The organism is Bowmanella yangjiangensis (genome assembly GCF_017255015.1).
Classification (GTDB): Bacteria; Pseudomonadota; Gammaproteobacteria; order Enterobacterales; family Alteromonadaceae; genus Bowmanella; species Bowmanella yangjiangensis.
Genome location: NZ_JAFKCS010000243.1, coordinates 1 through 1,207, shown reverse-complemented (window position 1 = coordinate 1,207; position 1,207 = coordinate 1). Strand labels below are relative to the sequence as shown.

General features: G+C 62.3%; 1 protein-coding gene. It reads right to left on the bottom strand.

Annotation, left to right across the window (positions count from 1 at the left end; translation table 11 throughout):
* A partial coding sequence (locus J0A65_RS23670; protein WP_206596734.1) for a methyl-accepting chemotaxis protein occupies positions 1-933 on the bottom strand: 933 nt, incomplete at its 3' end.
* Positions 934-1,207: the final 274 nt, after the last annotated feature.

Genomic DNA, 1,207 nt, shown 5'->3' with positions numbered 1-1,207 from the left:
CCGGGTGATCAGGATCGCCGAACCGATGCCGATGGCCAGTGCCACCAGCGTGGTGATCAGCTGCATGGACTTGGCGGCGGCCGTATCGCTGTCACGCTGCAGCACCTGGTTGTGGATGAGCTGATCGCTCAGTTTGACGATTTCGTTGCCGGTCCGGTCCAGTTCGTCACGCGCCGCGATCGCCGCCGTGTTGGCCTGCTGGAAGGCCGTCACCACCGCCCGGTAGCTGTCGAAGCCACGCTGAATGGCTTCGACCTGCGCCGCACTCTCGCTGCCCATCGACACCTCGAGCTGAGCCAGGCTGTCGGCGGTTCGCTGCACCTGGCGAACCACCGCGGCTTCGCTGTCGGCATTGACCTTGGCGGTGTAGCCACGCACCTCGTAGCGCATCAGCTGGATGCCTTCCTTGGCATCACGCATGGCCCGGTAGCGCACCTGCCGCTGCGGGTCGTACTCCGGCATGCGCGCGATCACCGCGTCGAGGGCCTCGATCTCGGCGAAGACTTCACGGGCCAGGCGGCCCATCTCCTGGCGCGTCGCAGCGGCGTCGGTGAAGGCGCTGCGCATGGTCGTCAGGGCCTCCTGATAATGGGCGATCTGGCCGTTCTGCTGCTTGAGCAGGCGGATGTTATCGGCCGACCTGAAGTTGCCCATGATGCGCTCGTGCGAGGCGCGGTAGAGGTCGAGCGCACGCTGCATCTCGTCTCCCAGCGCCTTGTCGCCGTTGCTCATCACGTAACGCACGCGGTTGACCCTCAGGTCATCGAGCAGGTTGTTGACCTCATTGATCTCGATGACCCGCTGGCCGCGCTCGATGAGGCGGCCGATACCGTCCCAGCCGGTGATCGCCAGAAGCAGGGTAAGCAGAAGCACGAGGCCGAAACTGATAGCGAGCTTGAGGGTGACACTGACATTGCCGAGCCATTTGCTCATGAAATTCTCCGTCCAAGGAATGGGGATTGGATATCCGCTGGAGAATTGTTCTTGTTGCCAGCACGCTAACCACGGCACTCGGAAGTGACTGATCGGTCGACGATATCATGGCGCCACTATTAAGTCATCATTCAACTAGATGACCATATAAGTGACCTTGGACGGAAATTGATCGAGCGCCCTGCTTCAGCCCAACAGCTGCAAGGCCTCGGCGCTGCACTGCTGGATCCGCGCCCAGTCGCCGTTCTCCACCCACTCGCGCTGGAACATCCAG